This is a genomic window from Tepidiphilus succinatimandens, assembly GCF_006503695.1.
Taxonomy (GTDB): Bacteria; Pseudomonadota; Gammaproteobacteria; order Burkholderiales; family Rhodocyclaceae; genus Tepidiphilus; species Tepidiphilus succinatimandens.
Map to the genome: position 1 here is coordinate 1 of NZ_SBIK01000030.1, position 1,760 is coordinate 1,760.

1 pseudogene is annotated in these 1,760 nt (G+C 63.1%); it reads left to right on the plus strand.

The window, feature by feature from the left end:
- Positions 1–356 precede the first annotated feature (356 nt).
- Positions 357–1,447: pseudogene (locus tag EPD82_RS11770) on the plus strand (IS5 family transposase).
- The last annotated feature ends 313 nt before the right edge of the window (positions 1,448–1,760 follow it).

A 1,760-nucleotide genomic window follows, 5' to 3' on the forward strand; every position in this document is an offset into this window, starting at 1 on the left:
ATCCGCGTTGCCCACCGCGCCGGCCTTCGCCCACAAGCTCCACAGCCTCCCACCACCATCAATGAACCAGTCTCACAGCTCTGGTCCTATCGGGGCGACAAGTATTCTGACGCGGGGGGATAGGATGCCCGCATCTCTTTGCCCCGAACGGCACGAAGGCCCGCGACGCGGAGTGAACCTTCTACTGGTGCAACCGTCGCGCTGCTGCGTGACCTCCCAGGCCCGAAGTTCGGCGCAATGGACCGAGACTGGGTGCGCGGGTGTGCCGAGCTAGCAGGCCGTTGAAAAATCCCCCGTCGACGCTGGCGTCGGCCAGTACGATCTGAAGCCATCGGCGAACAACCCAGACGAGGACGATGAGAGGCAACCAAGACTTCCCAGGCAAGCGATGTTCAGCTACATCAGCCTTGAAGAGCGCGTGCCGCAGACACACCCGCTGCGCAAACTGCGCGCCGCAGTCGTTGCGCTGCTGGCGACGATGAACCGCGAGTTCGACGCGGTGTACGCCCGCCGGGGCCGCCCCTCGGTGCCGCCGGAGATGCTGCTCAAGGCCCTGCTGCTGCAGATCCTGTTCTCCATCCGCAGCGAGCGCCAGTTGGTCGAAGCGGTCAACTACAACCTGCTGTACCGCTGGTTCGTGGGCCTGAACATCGAGGACAAGGTCTGGGACCACTCCACCTTCAGCGCCAACCGCGAGCGGCTCTTCAACGAAGACTTGGCCCGCGCCTTCTTCGAGCGGGTCAAGCACACCGCCGATTGGGCGAAGTTGACCAGCGACGAACACTTCAGCGTGGACGGCACGCTGATCGAGGCCTGGGCCTCGCACAAGAGCTTCAAGCGCCGGGACGACGACAGCGCCAGCCCGCCCGGGCGCAACCCCGAGGTGGACTTCAAAGGGCAGGAGCGCTGCAACGACACCCACGCCAGCACCACGGACGCCGATGCCCGCCTGTTCAAGAAGAGCCAGGGCGACAAGTCCCGCCTGTGCCACATGGGCCACATCCTGATGGAAAACCGCAACGGGTTGATCGTGGACGTGGAGATCACCCATGCCAGCGGCACCGCCGAGCGCGAGGCGGCGCTGGCCATGTTGAAGCGTCGGGACAACAAGAACAAGCGGGCTACGGTCGGGGCCGACAAGGGCTACGACAGCAAGGCCTTCATCAAGGGCTGCCGAAAGCTCAAGGTCACGCCGCACGTAGCGGCCAAGGACAAGCACTCGGCGGTGGATGCCCGGATCACCCGACACGAGGGCTACAAGACCAGTCAGAAGGTGCGCAAGCGCATTGAGGAGGCCTTTGGCTGGATCAAGACCGTGGGTGGTCTGGCCAAGACCAAGCTCATCGGTCAGGCCAAGCTCACGGGTCAGGCGCTGCTGTGCTTTGCCACCTACAACCTGGTGCGCATGGGCAGCATCGGCGGCTGGTGGGACGCGCATCATGCGTGAGCCCGGGGATACGTGCGCCCGAAATGGGCGAGATGGCCTGCAAACAGGCCAGATTGGCCGGTGCAATCGCTGCGCAGACGCGTCTGGGGCCACTCGTTTCTTCGAAAACAGCGTCCCTGATGCGTTCGATGCCCACTTTTTCAACGGCCTGCTAAGCGGAGCCGAATCCGGCCCTTCCGCCAAAACACTATAGATGCTACAATCTTGTCCATGCGTCGCTTGTTTATGATTTTTCTGCTGGTATTGATGCCGCTGCAGCTCAGTTGGGCAGCGATTGCATCCTATTGCCAGCACGAAACTGGGGCCGCAGCCA